Genomic DNA, 15,716 nt, shown 5'->3' with positions numbered 1-15,716 from the left:
AAGTACCAAATATCCCCGTCAGAGATGTCAAAGGTGACGTGGCGAACTGTCCCTGATCCCCCTTCTGCAACCAGTTCGTAGTTTTCAATACATTTGCCTAGATAGGGGTTTTTGGGCTTGTACAGATTGACAGGAACACCCTCTTTTGATGATTTTTTATGAACGATAGTTTCCGGCGACGGCGCTGCATCGGCTTCAGTGGCTTTGCCATTCATTCCATTCTTGGCATTCATCACACCATCAAGAGGTTGAATGCTGACGATTTTGCCACCCATGCGGGTGATTCGTTGCATCTCTTGATTCATGCGACTGTATGGCACTGTAATATACGTATTACCACTGCTACGAATGGGATAATCCATTTTGTCGGTTTCGGTGTTCTGACTTAGACCTGTCACTTCGTAAAGAAACAGGCGATTCTTGGCTGTGGTGTTACTAGACATTGCGTTATTTCTCTCTAAACCAATCGATTACGATATATTGCTCAGTACAACATTTCATCAATTCGTGACGAATGAAGCAACCTCCCCATCAGGGTTTCAGTCGCTTCATCCCGTAGAGTTGATGGCAGGTCGTTGACCTTGATACCTGGCTGTGGACTCCCGTTCTTCCCCCGTTAGCTAATCCGGCAATAGATTTCCCACCTGGTAATTTTTATTCAGTGTGGGATAAATTCCCAGTAATGCCAATCCGAGTGGCATTGCATCCAATCGCTGTTTGGGCAACAGACTTGGTTTCCAGCCCACACGCTCACGACAAAGCGGAGTGTGTACAGTCGTTAACTCGGCTAAACTGGGTGGGGAATGAAGTAGGTTCAATGTATACTCTAGAATACGTCTAATTGATTGAGTTGGCAAAGTTCCAACTCTTCTGACTCCTGTGGGCATCTGTTAGGAGGCAATTCCCGGCAGGTGATGTCGATGGAGAACTCGGTCATTGACCGACCAATAGTCAAAATCGAGTCAATTTAAAATTTTTTGATCCAATTTGCACAACTCACTTTAGGATTATGTTAAGGAATTGAGGAGAAAGGTTAAGACTTGTAGACATAATCTCATTTTGGTAGAATCCACTAACAGCCGCTAGTATTAAATACTTACCCCGTGTCTGGCTTGAGTCTTATCCTTTGGAAAAGGCTCGTACCTGTTGCAAATATGTGACGGGTTAAAGGCACGCGATCAACAGACTGGTTGACCCTAGACTTGGGACTTGGATTGCTGGAAACTCTATTTGAAACTATTTTTTGCGTTAGAGGGAAACTATGACCACTCAGCTAGACCGCGTGGTATTAATAGCCGTCGCTGGAGACTCTGGATGCGGGAAGTCCACATTTCTGCATCGGTTAGCCGACTTGTTTGGTGAAGAGTTTATGACGGTCATCTGCTTGGATGACTATCACAGCTTAGACCGTAAAGGGCGTAAAGCGGCAGGGGTAACAGCACTTAACCCCAAGGCGAATAATTTTGACCTGATGTATGAGCAAATCAAAGCGCTCAAAAATGGTCAGGCAATTGATAAGCCAATTTATAACCACGAGACGGGTGAACTTGATCCACCGGAACGGGTAGAACCCAATAAAGTCGTGGTAATCGAAGGATTGCACCCCCTGTATGATGAGCGGGTGCGATCGCTGGTTGATTTCGGTGTTTATCTCGATATCAGTGATGAGGTCAAGATTAACTGGAAAATCCAGCGGGACATGGCAGAACGGGGGCATACCTACGAAGATATTCTAGCGTCGATTAACGCTAGACGTCCTGACTTCAGTGCTTACATCGAACCCCAAAAAGAGTTTGCTGATGTCGTGATTCAGATATTACCGACTCAGTTGATCAGAGATGATAAGGAATGCAAGATCCTGCGGGTGCGCTTGGTACAGAAGGAAGGTGTAGAAGGATTTGAACCTGTCTATCTGTTTGATGAAGGGTCTACCATTGACTGGAGACCTTGTGGTCGTAAGTTGACCTGTGGTTATCCTGGTATCAAGTTGTACTATGGTCCGGATAGCTACTTCGGTCATGATGTTTCCGTCTTGGAAGTGGATGGTCAATTTGACAATCTAGAGGAGATGATCTACATCGAAAGTCACCTCAGCAACACCTCCACGAAATACTATGGTGAGATGACCGAACTGTTGCTCAAGCATAAGGACTATCCGGGTTCTAACAATGGTTCTGGATTATTCCAGATTCTGGTGGGGCTGAAGATGCGATCCACTTACGAACGGTTAACATCTAAGGCGCAAGTGCCCGCGAATGTGTAACTGATGGAAACCGTGTCTACGTTGAAACCTGTAGTTTTTCCCGAAAAGAATCTCCAGTTTTCAACTTGGACGGGATAGTGTTGGTTGTATATTGCCTATGCCCTACTCTTTTAGGTGGTGTGGGTTAATGATTAATCTAAGCAAGATCCCCGACTTCTTGGAGAAGTCGGGGATCTGTCTGTTTAAGCGATGTGTCAAAATTGATAGGCGTGGCAAAATCACTCGATGGAAACCCAAACTAAAAGGAGTGCATAGCATAAATGTGTGGTATTGCTGGAATATGGGGGCAAATTGATCAAACCAGCGTTAAAAAGATGATGGATACTTTAATCCATCGAGGTCCAGACGCTGAAGGAATGTTTGTATCTCCGATTAAGGCAGGTGTTCTGGGACATCGACGGCTGAGTATTATGGACCCGCAAGGGGGAAACCAACCGATATACGGCGATCGCAAGGCGCGAGTGATTGTCGGAAATGGCGAAATTTATAACTTTCCCCAGTTACTTCCCCAGTTAGCGGAACGATTTAAGTTCCGGACTAAAAGTGATACAGAGGCAATTTTGCATCTGTACGAAGATCAGGGAATCGAGTCTGTTGACCAACTTGATGGGATGTTCGCTTTTGCGATCGCGGATGGAGATAAATTCTTTGCTGCCCGTGATCCCATTGGCATTAAACCCCTATACTATGGCAAAAAAGACAATGCGTTTGTTTTTGCCTCAGAACTCAAAGCGATCGCGAATTTTTGCGACAATGTCCAGGAATTCCCAGCAGGCACCTTTTTCTCCTCAGAAACCGGGTTTTCTACCTTCTACCAAGTGCCAGATATTCAGCCAGAGGTAGACGCAGATGCAGAGGCTTTAATTCGAGAAGTGCGGGAAACGGTAGAAGAATCCGTCGTCAAGCGGCTAATGAGTGATGTTCCCCTCGGTTGCTTCCTCTCCGGTGGCTTAGACAGCAGTATCACCACGGCTGTAGCCAGACAGCATATCGAGAAACTGCATACCTTCTCTGTGGGAATTGAAGGAAGTAAAGATATAAAAGCTGCCCGTTTAGTCTCCCAGTATCTGGATACGATTCACCATGAATATCTAATTACACCCAAAGAAGTTCAGGACAAGCTACCCGAAATAATTTATTCCTTGGAATCCTTTGACCAAGACTTAGTTCGCAGTGCGATTCCCTGTTACTTTACCTCACGACTCGCCGCCGAGTATGTCAAGGTGATTCTCACGGGCGAGGGGGCTGATGAACTGTTTGCGGGTTACACCTACTACAAAGGCATTCCTGATAACGATACCCTGCATCGCGAATTGCGTCGCTCAGTGACGAGCCTGCACAATATTAACTTAGGGACTTGCGGAAAAATAGAATACCAGTCATTGTAGAGGAGAGGAGGCTTCTCAAAGCAATGCTGTTGAACACTATCATGCTCAAAGAGAACTGGGATGATACTAGCTCAAACCGTACTAACTACATTCTGGCGATGCCATTCAGGTATAGTCTAGTGCATCGCGGCAGCAATCCTTGAGCAGCTCACCCTACTGGCGTGACCCAGCTAAAATGGTGCATTAGTATCGGGGAAAACGGATTTAATAATGAGAACACCCCTATACTGGACGCGATCGCTCTCCAAATATCTGGATGAGTCCACAACCACCCGCCAACAAGAATTTGAGAACACCTTTCTACTGGACGCGATCGCAACTTCATGTTATTGAGGTTGTCACACAATAGTCGGATGTTAGGAGCATGAGGATAGTCAACATCTAATAGATGTTTCACCTCCTCTGCCCAGTCCTCGCTGGTGCGACTATCCCGACAACTTACTCGTCGCCCGCCTCGATTGGGGTCAAAGAACATGAATCTGAAGTTCCCCCATACAGATGTACTGCACCCAGCGTCAAGCCTTATACTGTAATAGTTTTAACGCTCAAGCCCCTCAAAATCGTACATAAGTAGCACTGGCAGAATAGCGCGTTGGCGATGCCTGCTGAAGAAGGAACCTATCGCGCTATTCTTCCAATAAACAATCTTATCGGTGAAAACCCTCGCTACATCACAGTGAGGCAGTGCAAGATTTTTTGGCTGGGGGAACTTCAGGTTAATGCATAGGTTTGACCAAAGGTCAATATAATATATTATATTATATTAGTCCTATATTTGCGTATATCATACGCAAACTTATTTTAGTTTTTCCCTCTCCTTGTAAGGAGAGAGTTAACTAGGGACAATTGTGATATCCCATTTAGGCAATGTTTCAGAACGCTGCCAGAAGGGATAGTAATCTTCTAACTCTGTGGGCAGGACTTTGATGCCTTTTTCATAGATGGTTTCGATGTGATGGACAATTGGAGCAATTCCCTTCCAAGTCATATTGGCAGCCCATTGTATGGCAGCTTCTACTGAGTCTAAAATGGCACCATTCCAATAGTTTTCTAGGACGGCCCAACAGCGTTCTATCGGATTGTACTTGCTGTGGTAGGGAGGATAGTAAATCAGGCGAATTTTTACATCAATCTCTTGGGAAAGTTCAACCATTCGTTTGATAAATTGGGTGCGGTCACTGCGAGTTGCTACACCGCCATCAAGATCAATCACCCATTCAGAAATCTCCGGATAATCGGGTTGATTTTGTTTCCACCAAGCAGTTAAACAATCGACGATAAAGTCACTAGTTTCAACAGAGTGACCCATATAAATCGATAATTGTTCGCTGTGGGTGTTGAGAATACCAAAGGGGATTAAGATACCTTGCCACTGGGTATCGTGGTCATCCGCCTTTTTCGGCTTCAAAGTCCGTGCCTTACCACCTCTGGACAGATTGCCAATTTTGACCTTGGCTTTGGTATCAATAGATACTCGCAACGATTTGGGATTTTCATCTGATGCCTGATTCTGTTTAAATACATTATCGAAAATGGCATCGGTTTGAGGCGTTTTTTTTAAAGGTTTTGTTTTTTGGGTTTTTTTAGGCGATACCCCAAGCGGTTGAGAATTTCACCTATTGTCTGCCTAGAGGGCAAGTCGCTCTCAGAGTAACCAACTTCGTTTACTAATGCCTCTCGGACTGCTTTGGCACTGATGCGCGTATATAGAAAGGTCGATTGAAATTTTGGGTCGGCTTGGGCTTCTCTATCTACCAGGGAGTGGATATCCGCTTCTAAGTTAGGCAGCACTTGTTCCGTTTTGTGTCGCCCTCTTGCTTGATAGTTATCTACACAGATAAGTCCGGTTCGCCGTTCATTCAATCCCAGTTGTACGCTATGGCGATTCCAGCCCATAGCGGTTTCCGCTTTGCGGGCTGACCCATCAAAATAATCTTCGGTGACAGACGCGATAAAATCTCGTTTACGGTGACCTGTCAGTTTCTCACTGGCATCTTTAAACGTAGCTAGTACAGTTTGAGCTAGTATCATCCCGGTTCTCTTTGAGCATGATAGTGTTCAACAGCATTGCTTTGAGAAGCCTCCTCTCCTCTACAATGACTGGTATTCTATTTTTCCGCAAGTCCCTTACAGCGAGTAGACCGTTTAACCATGGCTCACTCCCTGGAAGGACGAGTTCCCTTTTTGGATCTGAAAATGATTGAACTCGGTCAAAGAATTCCCGCCCATTTAAAACTCGCGGGTGATCCATTAGTAGAAAAATGGATTTTGCGAAAAGCCTTTGAGGATCTGCTACCTTCTGAGATTGTTTGGCGTACAAAAGAGCAGTTTGATGAAGGCAGTGGCACAGTGGATTTATTAACCCAAATGCTGGCAAAGGGAATGAGTGAAGAGGAAGCCCAAACCTATCGCCAGAAACATCCAGAAGCGCGATTACGTTCTGCGGAAGAGTGCTATTATCACCAGATATTTATGGATGTATTTGAGCAGCCGGAATCAATTCTGGCGAATGTTGCCCGTTGGTCAGAACGACCCGTTTAGGGGAGCTGGGGGAGCATGTAGAGACGTGCCATGGCGCGTCTGGGAGATGAGGGAGATGGAGGGGCAAATGTTTAAGATTGAAAGATGTGTAAGCCAAAGCGCCTCGATAGTTCCTCACACACTTTAATCCCTCGGATACTGTTCCCCCGCTTGTCTAGGGGAGGTGAAAAGACGGCAATTCCCATTACACCGGGAACAACGCCAATAATGCCGCCACCAACGCCACTCTTAGCCGGAAATCCGACTTTGTACACCCATTCCCCCGCAAAGTCATACATGCCACAGGTAAACATAATACTCAGCAAGTCCTTAACATAGGGGGAATGAATCGCTTGTTCTCCCGTCATCGGATTGATCCCATTGTTGGCAAGGGTGGCTCCCATCACCGCTAAATCGTGGCAGTTGATAATGACCGAACACTGCTGGAGATAGAGATCAAGGGTTTGTTTAATGTCCCCAGAAATCATGCCAAAGTTCCGTAGCAAGTACGCAATTGCCCAGTTGCGATCGCCTGCGGTTTGTTCGGACACTAAGCTGGGTGTATCGACAAAGACACGATGACCCACATAACGGCGATACATGTCTAGGAGACGATTGAGCCGATGAGCTGGTCCTTTTCCCTCAATTAAATTGGTAATCGCGATCGCACCTGTATTTACCATGGGATTGTAGGGGCGCTTGGAGTTTTCTTCTACCTTGATTAGCGAGTTATAGGCATCTCCGGTTGGTTCCACATCAACTCGGCTGACCACATAATCCCGTCCCCAATCCGAAAGTGCCATTCCATAGGCAAACACTTTCGAGATGGACTGAATTAAGAACGGTTGCTCCCAATCGCCAACCGTGTAAACTTGACCATCGACGGTAACAATACAGATACCAAACCAATCGGGGTTAATCTCCACCAGATCCGGTTCGCTCACATAAATTTTCCCTTGTCTGATGGGAAGATACTGGCGATGCAGTTCCCGCAAGTCGGTAATAAAGGAGGTGGGACTTACATGCAACTGAGCGATCATGGCTGCTGAGTTGAGCTTTGGCATAACCTTGGGGAGGGCTTCTCGCATCGGTAGCGTATTCGTTGTGCCTTCATCGACTGCCCGCGACTGGGGATAGGACGGTGTTTGGGACATCGCCAATGGGTCATTTTTAATGGGCATACCGTTGTTACTGTCTAGGTCAATCCTGTCTGGGAAATAACCTGACATCTCAACGACTTTATCAAAGACATGAAGTCGCAAGTGCTTAGAGAGGGCTTCAAATACCTTGACCCCTCGCAGACTTTTACTGTGTTCTCCTAGAGGAGGAGAAAACACAGCAATTCCCATTTGGTTGGGAACAACGCCAATAATTGCCCCAGATAGACCACTTTTGGCAGGGAGACCGACTTTATACGCCCATTGACCAGAGAAGTCATAGAGACCACAGGTGTACATAACGCTGATTAAGTTTTTCACATAATCGGCTTTCAGGGCGCGTTCTCCTGTAATTGGATTGATGCCAGCATTCGCCAGCGTACCCGCCATCACCGCTAAGTCTCGGCAATTGACCATTAAGGCGCACTGCTGGAAGTAAAGGTCGAGAATGTCATCAATCTTGCCCTCAATCAAGCCAAAATTCTTCATAATGTAGGCGATCGCCCGATTCAGGTTATCGGTTTTCTTCTTGGACTGAAACACTGCCTGATCGACTTGCACGTCTCGACCTGTATAGCGGTGGAACATACGCAGTAAGCGAGTTTGCCGCTCAAATAAATCTAATCCTTTAATCAGGCTGGTGGTCGCGATCGCTCCCGCATTCACCATCGGATTATACTGTCGCTCTTGGATCTCCTCATGTTCGATAATTTCATTAAACGGTTCTCCCGTTGGTTCAACCCCAATTCGTTCCAAAACATAGTCCAGTCCGCGATCTTCGAGAGCCAGTCCATAGACAAACGGCTTTGAAATTGACTGAATCGTAAACGGGATCGACGTATCACCAACGGTATAAACCTGACCATCCACCGTCACCACCGTAATCCCAAACCAATCCGGATTCGCTTGCGCCAATTCTGGGATATAGTCAGCCACCACTCCTGCTTTCAGGGGATGATATAGGCGATGCAAATTTTGGAGGATATCGGGTAACTGCTCAGTTATTTTGGCTCGTGTTTGCAACTCGTTGGTGTTGATCATCCTGGTCTGCTGTTTCCGAACTGGCTTAAATTTTATTCATAAAGTAATTTATCTTGGCTCAAGGCTGATAAACAGCACGCAATAAACAATCAATCGGGCAAAGTCAGAGCGTGGTAAGATTAACTGGCTTTTGCTGTATCTGAAGCGACGCTGGGATCAATCCCAGTCGTTTAGCTGAACGCCGGAAGCCTCACGCCATATTTGTACTCAAATTGGCGTGAGATGGATAGGCGGTCAATCGATGGGGTTCAACACCCCTGAGATTGACAACCTTGGGGTTCCGTCCAGAAACCGACTACTCATAGTCGCATCTGTGGGCGGGTAAAATTCCAGCAGTACAAAGGCACGAACAGACTTTTGTATTGTTCCGGCGCGGAGGGGCATCCCGTGTCGTTAATAAAGCCAAGAGTCTCCTAAACAATAGTCGGATTGTCTTGGAAGCCTACACCATACCTGTACTCAGGTTGGTGTAGGAGTATGTCACAGAATCAGGCATTGATGAATGTCCCTAATTAGCAACAATCTCAACCGCATGAAGCAACTCGACGTTCTTAAAAATTACGCCAAAGCTGTAGCGATTGGTGCTTATGACCATCATTCTCCCGGTCTATTTGGTAAACATGACAATGTGAGACGGTTATGGGAAGACCGCTTTAACCGTAATGTCATGAGTCATTTTCTCAGTCCCCTCGTTATCCAGAAGCAAGACGAAGGAACTGATCTGCGGGTGATGGATTTGGGTTGTGGTGCAGGAGAAGGCTTAGGTATTCTGACGAGTTTACCTCAAACTCCGCCAACACTCGATGCTCAGATTAAGACTGTGCTGGATTATCAGGATATTGGTCACTACAAGGGTGTGGATATCAGTCCAGCGATGATTGAGAAAGCCGCAACTCTCCATGCTGACCACCCGCAAACCAAGTTTGAAGTCGCGGATTTGAATGAAGGGCTACCCATTGCTGCGGGGGAACCTGCCTACGATATCTACTTTTCTTCTTATGGGGCATTGTCACACCTCAACGATCGCTCATTAGCCAGAGTGATTGGCGATATTTGCGACCATATAGGAGACAAAGCCATTTTTGTGGGCGATTTTCTGGGTCGCTATTCCTATGAGTGGCCCCGTTATTGGGGCGAATCGGCTGGGAAACAATCCACGATGAATACCTACTCGATGTCCTACATCTATCCCCCAGATGCTAGGGGCGAAATTGAGGTGGAACGATTCGAGATTCGGTATTGGGGTGGCGAGGAGTTCGATCAGTTTATCCACGCCGTAGCGGAGAGTAAAGGGGTAAAGATTTCCCGACGACGATTGTGCGATCGCTCGATTTTGGTGGGTCGCCACATGAATACCCGTGAATTTAATCCGGAAGCGCCTCCAATTCGAGCGGCGATTAACTCTCTACATGAAATTAACTGTCGCACCGATTTGTCTCAGTTAATTTTTCAGTACAATCCTCATCCGGATCATCCTCACATCAATCGCTTCTTCTCCAATTTTCAAGATGCTTGGAATGCAGTCGTTTATGCCTGTATTGATGCTCTTGGTCAGTGGCGCAACCCCCATAAGTTATTAGCTGAACCGCAAGCGGGTTATCCCCCTGTTGTCCAAGACGCGATCCGTACAATTCGCAACGTGGTACGCACTGCACCGACACTGTGTTTTGAAGACCCTAGAGCCAATTTAGTTGAACCCCAACTTGCCTATTTGTTGCGGAATCTAGAGTGGAACTTCCAGCAAGGTTTGGGAACTGCCCATGGACTTTTGGTCGTCTATGAGTTTTCTAAATAATCCTCGACATTGTTGCGTTTTTTGACTAATGAACGAGTAGAGATGTTCGGTGCAACGTCTCTACCGCACTCACTCAAGAATTAAGTATGTAGACCGAAATAGCCGAGAACTAAAGTTCTGGCTAAAAGCTAAAACCCGTTAAAATGGGTTCAAAGTCTTAAATTGTCAGCTAAAATTTACTTGGTTATACGAGGATCGCTATATAGCGCGTCTATTAAGCAGGTTTGCGGAAATAAATTCAACCTTATGGAGTTATGTAAACAAGCCTCAAACCCTTACAAAGGGCGTAGCTTGCTTCTCAAGGGTAGCGAGTATGACGAATGACAAATGACAAATGACGAATGACGATCTCAGCCGTTAACTTTAATTGTTCCCACCTACTTATGACTCTTCCGACACTTGCTCTAATTCTCGCAGCGCCTGTTGACCTGCACCCACGGCTAATCCCATCACACCGCCAATTGTGGCATATTGAGACATGGCATTGGGTCGCTGATCAGCATGATTAATTTCAGCCACGCCGATGCCTAAGATTACACCCGCAATGCCAGTGATAATGCTGGAAAAAATAATTCGCTTACTATTCATTTTCCCTAACCTAAACTGAAAAAACTGTAGTAATTTGCTGTATTCTACGTTTACATTTACCAAAGATTAGGGAAACTGGGTAACTAAAGTCAATTTTTGCAACAAAATTATGGCTTTGTTAACATTAGATAATTTTTGTTCATCGTTTTTGATACATTTGGCGGCATTCCTTTAACAAATATTACCGCATTGTTACTTCAGGTTTCGGCTCAAGCTCTTGTGACTCCGGTGTCTTCTGGTTTTTGCCAGGGGAATTAAACAAGCGATCGCTCCCCGATTTGATCACAATATAGAGGATAGGAACCACAAACAGACTCAGGAACGTGGCGATGAACATTCCCCCGAACACCGCCGTTCCCAGGGATTGACGGCTTCCTGACCCTGCACCTGTCGCAATCACCAGGGGAAAAATTCCGAACAATGTAGAAATCGCCGTCATCAAAATCGGTCGCAAACGCTGCTGCGCCGCCTCAATCGCCGCTTTCCTCAGCGTCATTCCTTGGTCGCGTAGCTGGTTGGCAAATTCTACAATCAGAATCGAGTTCTTACTGGCTAAACCAATCAACATCACCAAGCCAATCTGACAATAGACATCATTCGGTAAACCTCGCAACGATTGCGCCATTAGCGCTCCCAAAATCGCCAAGGGAACCGCCAAGAGAATAATAATCGGGTCGATATAACTTTCATATTGAGCCGCCAACACCAAGAACACAAAGACCAAACCAAAGCCGAAAATAATCGTCGCTTGACCTCCCGACTGGATTTCCTCCAGGGATAACCCCGACCATTCATAGCCTAATCCTGGCGGTAATACCTCAGCAGCGACTTCTTCCATGGCTTGAATCGCGTCTCCCGAACTGACTCCTTGCGCGGCTGACCCATTAATTTCAATTGAGCGGAACAAGTTATAGTGATTAATGGTTTGCGCCCCTGTGGTTTGCGTCACCGTGACCAAATTCCCCAGAGGAATCATCTCATCCCGTGCTGAACGCACATAAAGTTGATTAATATCCTCTGGATTTGAGCGGAATTGGGCGTCAGCTTGGACATAAACCCGATAGGTACGTCGTTCTAGAGTAAAGTCATTCACATAACGCGACCCCAAATAGGTCTGCAACGTCTCAAAGATATCATCAATATCCACCTCCAACGCCTTCGCCCGGTTACGGTTCACCTCAATCTGCAACTGGGGGGTATTCGCCGCATAAGTACTAAACACCGCCTGTAACTGGGGATTCTGATTACCAGCACCGAGCAATTTTCCCATATTTTCAATTAGTGAATCTAAGCTAAAATTACCTCGGCGGTCTTGCAGTTGAAATTGAAACCCACCGAAACTCCCCAAGCCTGGAATTGAGGGAGGATTCACCGGAAACACTCTGGCTTCTTTAATCCCAAACAAAGCACCCTGGACTTTATTAATCACAGCTTCAGCAGACTGAGAGGGATCAGTTCGTTCTGACCAAGGCTTCAGCGTGGTAAAAACGATCGCGCTATTCGCCGTATTCCCACTAAAACCAAAACCGCCCACCGCAAACGTGGCTCGCACTTCATCCAGGGGTAAAATAATATCTTCAATCTGCTCAATCACGTCATGGGTGTAGTTGAGCGACGAACCTTCCGGTCCTTGGACAATCGTCATAAAATAGCCTTGGTCTTCATCCGGGAGAAACGCGGATGGCACACTATCGTAAACCCACACCGTTAGTGCCAATAAACCAATAAACGCCACAATCACTAGGGTTTTCACGCGAGTCAGGATAATCAGAAATCGCCGATATCGCTGCTGCATCCCCTCTAAGAACCGATTAAATCCATCAAATAAGTGACCCCACAACCCTGTCGCCTCTGGCTTTTGCCGTAAGATTAAGCCAGACAGGGTTGGCGTCAGGGTCAGCGCCATAAACGTGGAGACGGCAATTGAAAAGGCAATGGTTAACGCAAATTGTCGGTATAACGCCCCCGTTGTTCCGGGAAAGAAAGCCACGGGAATAAATACCGCCATTAACACCAAGGATGTAGCAATAACCGCCCCCACCAATTCCCGCATGGAAATAATCGCCGCTTGTCGAGATTTAATCCCTCCCCGTTGAATCTTGGTGGTGATATCTTCAACCACCACAATCGCATCATCCACCACCATCCCCGTGGCTAGAGTCAACCCAAATAATGTCAAACTATTAATCGAAAAATCAAAAATCTTGACAAAGGCAAACGTACCAATTAGAGACACCGGAATCGTAATCGCCGGAATAATCGTAGTACGCCAATCCTGTAAAAAGACAAAAATAACCAACACCACTAATCCCACCGCTTTTAGCAGGGTGAACACCACTTCCGAGAGGGACTGGTTTACATAATCGGTCGTATCAAAGCCAATATCATAAGTCATCCCCGGTGGGAAATCCGCCGCCAGTTTTGCCATTTCCGCTTTCACCGCATCAGCGACTTCTAAAGCGTTACTCCCAGGAACGGTATTAATCCCCAACCCGACTGCTTCATTTGCCCGAAATCGCAGGAATGTGCCATAATTTTGCGCCCCTAATTCCACACGTCCAACATCGTTAAGTTTAATCAGGGTGCCATCTTCATCAGTGGCTAAAATCAGTTCCTCAAAGTCTGAAACCGTTTCCAAGCGACTAATTGCCCGTAAATCAATTTGATATTGCTGTCCCTCTGGCGCGGGGGGTTGACCAATACGCCCTGCACCCACCTGGATATTCTGTTCCCGCAATGCATCCACCACATCTTGAGCCGTCAGATTCCGACTAGCCAGACGCAGGGGATCAAGCCAAAGCCGCATCGCATAAGTACGTTCGCCAAAAATTTGCACATTTCCCACCCCATTCACTCGTTTTAGGGCGTCTACCAAATACAAGTTTGCATAGTTACTTAAAAAGAGATTATCGTACTCACCATTTTCTGAGTACAAACCAAATGCCATCAGGAAGTTAGCCGATTCCTTATTTACTGTGACTCCAGTTTGGAGTACAGATTCTGGCAATTGGGGTTCAGCTAAAGAGACACGATTTTGGACATCAACGGCTGCAATATCTTGATCTTTGTCTGGGGCAAAGGTGATATTGATCGAACTGGTGCCATCATTGCTACTACTAGATGTCATGTAGCGCATCCCATCAACACCATTAATTGCCCGTTCCAAGATAGTCGTCACCGCATTTTCCACGGTTTGAGCATCGGCACCGTTATAGTTGGCTTGGACGCTGACTTGTTTGGGACTAATATCAGGATATTGGGCAACAGGTAGCGTGGGAATACTAATTGCTCCAATTAGCAGGATGATCAGGGAGCAAACCGTTGTAAATACAGGTCGTTTAATGAAAAATTCAACAAACATTTAAATTTTAGGGAACAGGTAACAGGCAACAGGGATGTAGGGGCGGGTTTTACCGATAACGTATAGCAACACATTGACAATTTTACTAAACCCGCCCTTCTAGGTGCAAAGGGAACAAACAAATGACATAAGACAAATAACTAAGAATCGGGAATAATCGCAGCACCATCGGACAAATTAAGGATACCGGAGACAACGATTCTATCGCCAGGTTCAATCCCCTCGATAACTTGGTATCGATTCCCTTGAATATTACCCAACGTCACAGGGCGTTGCTTGGCGATGAGTTCAGGTGCGCCCGGTTTGGCTTCCTCTGGCGGTTGGGCGACAAAGACAAAAGGTTTCCCCGCCAGACGCGATACAGCATTGACGGGAATTAACACACCCGGACGTTTTTCCCAGATGACTCGTGCATCCACTTTCTGCTGATCGTACAGGCTACCATTTGGATTAGAAAATGTGGCTTTTGTCAAGAGGGTTTGGGAATTTTTAGTCACTTGTGGTGAAATAAAGCTAATCTGCCCTGTGGCAATGGGTGGTTCAGTATCTGGGATACCTTGATTCCGTAGTTCAACGGTGAGTCCCGGGCGTATCCTCTCTTTTTGCTGTTCGTCAATGGGAATTTCGACTTCTAAGGTTTGGTTTTGAGTAATGGTGGTGAGGGTATCACCCACGTTTGCATAGTCTCCCACTTTGACGAGAATATCCCCAACCACTCCATCAATGGGGGCGACAACGCGATTAAATTGCAATTCTTCCTGCTTAACCTCCACATCCGCCCTAGCACTAGACAGGTTCGCGGCGACTCTGGCTTCCGTGGCTTGGGCGGCTTGGACTCGTTGTTGTGCCACATTCAGGGCTTCCTTAGAGGCGGATAAGGCTTGAGCGGCGGCGTCACGGGCGGCGATGGCTTGATTGCGATCGCGTTTTTTATCATCGAGTTCTTGTCTGGGTTGAACCCCTTGATCTACCAACTGTTCAGCCCGTTGATAGTTCACCCGCGCCAGTTCTAAATCGGCTTCTCGGCTTTGCACTTCAGCCGCTTGGCGTCCCACTTCCGCTTTGAGACGGGCAATATCGGCTTGAGCGGCTCTGACTTCGGCTTGAGCATTATTCAGGGTAGCCGTTTGGGCATTAACATCCGCGATCGCACTTCTGAGTTCGGCTTCACTTCGTTCTGGCTTCAGTTGTAGAATTATATCTCCAGCTTGCACGCGATCGCCCGATGAAGCGACAATTCGGGTAATTCGACCCGCCGTTTCAGGTCGCAATTCTACCTTTTGTTCCGCCTCTAAGGTACTCACAAACTGAGAACTGTCTTCCAGCGTACTTGATTCCACTTGCTCCAGTTTTACCGGGGTGGCTTGAGGTTGCTGAGCAGTTGGGGGTGAGTTATTTTGCAGTAAAAAACGCCAAGCCGCCCAACCGCCACCGCCGAAAACTAACAGGGTGAGTAACAACCCTAGCCATAATTTCGGCGTGGGTGATGATTTTCGTATGGGTTGGTCTGCCTCAGAGATAATAGAATCCGAGGATTCCCACTCTTGGTTTGAAGGTTCAGGAATAGAGGTTTGGGAGTCGGAGGATGCCATAGTTGTGTTCT

Annotated in this window: 10 protein-coding genes and 3 pseudogenes; 4 read left to right on the top strand and 9 right to left on the bottom strand. The window is 46.6% G+C overall.

What is annotated here, in order from left to right; genetic code table 11:
* Together MC7420_RS04755 and MC7420_RS39185 are read right to left on the bottom strand one after the other, a co-directional pair.
* The coding region (locus MC7420_RS04755; protein ID WP_044205115.1) for a phycobilisome linker polypeptide at positions 1-443 on the bottom strand (443 nt) is incomplete at its 3' end.
* 177 nt (positions 444-620) lie between these two features.
* The gene (locus MC7420_RS39185) at positions 621-857 is read right to left on the bottom strand and encodes a hypothetical protein (RefSeq protein ID WP_157453040.1); all 237 of its coding nucleotides are present in this window, start codon (positions 855-857) and stop codon (positions 621-623) included.
* A 404-nt stretch (positions 858-1,261) separates the two neighbouring features.
* Between MC7420_RS39185 and MC7420_RS04750 the strand changes: the two genes are divergently transcribed.
* Together MC7420_RS04750 and asnB are read left to right on the top strand one after the other, a co-directional pair.
* The gene (locus MC7420_RS04750; RefSeq protein ID WP_006099100.1) at positions 1,262-2,263 is read left to right on the top strand and encodes a phosphoribulokinase; all 1,002 of its coding nucleotides are present in this window, start codon (positions 1,262-1,264) and stop codon (positions 2,261-2,263) included.
* A gap of 260 nt (positions 2,264-2,523) precedes the next feature.
* Complete coding sequence (gene asnB, locus MC7420_RS04745; protein ID WP_006098934.1) at positions 2,524-3,651, top strand: asparagine synthase (glutamine-hydrolyzing); 1,128 nt, start codon at positions 2,524-2,526, stop codon at positions 3,649-3,651.
* A 310-nt stretch (positions 3,652-3,961) separates the two neighbouring features.
* Here asnB and MC7420_RS36540 read toward each other — a convergent pair.
* Both MC7420_RS36540 and MC7420_RS41140 read right to left on the bottom strand, forming a co-directional pair.
* Positions 3,962-4,129 (bottom strand): annotated as a pseudogene (locus MC7420_RS36540) (IS630-like element ISMae25 family transposase); the annotation flags it as partial.
* 354 nt (positions 4,130-4,483) lie between these two features.
* Positions 4,484-5,547, bottom strand: a pseudogene (locus MC7420_RS41140) (ISAzo13 family transposase).
* Positions 5,548-5,751: 204 nt separating this feature from the next.
* Here MC7420_RS41140 and MC7420_RS04730 point away from each other — a divergent pair.
* Positions 5,752-6,192, top strand: a complete 441-nt coding sequence (locus MC7420_RS04730; protein ID WP_269546250.1) for an asparagine synthase-related protein — start codon at positions 5,752-5,754, stop codon at positions 6,190-6,192.
* Positions 6,193-6,263: 71 nt separating this feature from the next.
* On the opposite strand, the gene glsA (MC7420_RS43735) is transcribed toward MC7420_RS04730, so the two are convergent.
* Together glsA (MC7420_RS43735) and glsA (MC7420_RS43730) are read right to left on the bottom strand one after the other, a co-directional pair.
* Entirely contained in the window at positions 6,264-7,211 is a 948-nt protein-coding gene (glsA, locus tag MC7420_RS43735) for a glutaminase A (RefSeq protein ID WP_052307431.1), read from the bottom strand.
* 201 nt (positions 7,212-7,412) lie between these two features.
* Positions 7,413-8,369 (bottom strand): annotated as a pseudogene (glsA, locus tag MC7420_RS43730) (glutaminase A); the annotation flags it as partial.
* A gap of 502 nt (positions 8,370-8,871) precedes the next feature.
* Here glsA (MC7420_RS43730) and MC7420_RS04720 point away from each other — a divergent pair.
* A complete protein-coding gene (locus tag MC7420_RS04720; protein ID WP_157453039.1) occupies positions 8,872-10,164 on the top strand; it encodes a class I SAM-dependent methyltransferase in 1,293 nt (430 codons plus the stop codon).
* Between the two features lie 381 nt (positions 10,165-10,545).
* On the opposite strand, the gene MC7420_RS04715 is transcribed toward MC7420_RS04720, so the two are convergent.
* The 3 genes from MC7420_RS04715 to MC7420_RS04705 all read right to left on the bottom strand — a co-directional run bounded on the left by MC7420_RS04715 (position 10,546) and on the right by MC7420_RS04705 (position 15,705).
* Positions 10,546-10,752 carry a hypothetical protein gene (locus tag MC7420_RS04715; RefSeq protein ID WP_006098984.1) on the bottom strand — a complete coding sequence of 69 codons (207 nt, stop codon included), beginning with the start codon at positions 10,750-10,752 and terminating at the stop codon, positions 10,546-10,548.
* Positions 10,753-10,933: 181 nt separating this feature from the next.
* Positions 10,934-14,113 carry an efflux RND transporter permease subunit gene (locus MC7420_RS04710; RefSeq protein WP_006098967.1) on the bottom strand — a complete coding sequence of 1,060 codons (3,180 nt, stop codon included), beginning with the start codon at positions 14,111-14,113 and terminating at the stop codon, positions 10,934-10,936.
* Positions 14,114-14,253: 140 nt separating this feature from the next.
* Positions 14,254-15,705 (bottom strand): efflux RND transporter periplasmic adaptor subunit, encoded by a 1,452-nt coding sequence (locus MC7420_RS04705; protein ID WP_006099133.1) that lies wholly within the window; start codon positions 15,703-15,705, stop codon positions 14,254-14,256.
* Between the last annotated feature and the right edge of the window lie 11 nt (positions 15,706-15,716).

Source organism: Coleofasciculus chthonoplastes PCC 7420 (assembly GCF_000155555.1).
GTDB classification, from domain to species: domain Bacteria; phylum Cyanobacteriota; class Cyanobacteriia; order Cyanobacteriales; family Coleofasciculaceae; genus Coleofasciculus; species Coleofasciculus chthonoplastes_A.
Note: the sequence above shows the minus strand (reverse complement) of the source record. Positions and strands in the feature narration are given on the sequence as shown.

Excerpts from the sequence above, each read along its gene's own strand:
- MC7420_RS04750 (WP_006099100.1), top strand. The coding sequence starts at position 1,262 with ATGACCACTCAGCTAGACCGCGTGGTATTAATAGCCGTCGCTGGAGAC.
- asnB (WP_006098934.1), top strand. The coding sequence starts at position 2,524 with ATGTGTGGTATTGCTGGAATATGGGGGCAAATTGATCAAACCAGCGTT.
- glsA (WP_052307431.1), bottom strand. The coding sequence starts at position 7,211 with ATGATCGCTCAGTTGCATGTAAGTCCCACCTCCTTTATTACCGACTTG.
- MC7420_RS04720 (WP_157453039.1), top strand. The coding sequence starts at position 8,872 with ATGTCCCTAATTAGCAACAATCTCAACCGCATGAAGCAACTCGACGTT.
- MC7420_RS04715 (WP_006098984.1), bottom strand. The coding sequence starts at position 10,752 with ATGAATAGTAAGCGAATTATTTTTTCCAGCATTATCACTGGCATTGCG.
- MC7420_RS04710 (WP_006098967.1), bottom strand. The coding sequence starts at position 14,113 with ATGTTTGTTGAATTTTTCATTAAACGACCTGTATTTACAACGGTTTGC.
- MC7420_RS04705 (WP_006099133.1), bottom strand. The coding sequence starts at position 15,705 with ATGGCATCCTCCGACTCCCAAACCTCTATTCCTGAACCTTCAAACCAA.